Source organism: Pseudohalioglobus sediminis (genome assembly GCF_008370495.1).
Taxonomy (GTDB): Bacteria; Pseudomonadota; Gammaproteobacteria; order Pseudomonadales; family Halieaceae; genus Halioglobus.
This window is the reverse complement of the sequence record NZ_VTUX01000021.1, coordinates 1-281: the sequence shown is the minus strand read 5'-3', so window position 1 is coordinate 281 and position 281 is coordinate 1. Positions and strand designations below refer to the sequence as shown.

The 281-nt window shown below is 56.6% G+C and carries 1 protein-coding gene; it reads left to right on the top strand.

Annotated features, from left to right (window positions below):
• The coding region (locus F0M18_RS19910; RefSeq protein ID WP_262501009.1) for an EF-Tu/IF-2/RF-3 family GTPase at positions 1-281 on the top strand (281 nt) is incomplete at both ends.

Here is a 281-nt window from a genome sequence, read left to right as displayed (position 1 = left end):
GTTGAGACCCTGGACTCCTACATTCCTGAGCCTGAGCGTGCGATTGACGGTGCGTTCCTGATGCCGGTAGAGGACGTGTTCTCTATCTCTGGTCGCGGTACGGTTGTAACCGGTCGTGTTGAGCGCGGCATCATCAAGGTGGGTGAAGAGATTGAGATCGTGGGTATCCGCGATACGACTACAACCACCTGTACTGGTGTTGAGATGTTCCGCAAGCTGCTTGACGAAGGCCGCGCGGGTGAGAACGTGGGTGTTCTGCTGCGTGGAACCAAGCGTGATGA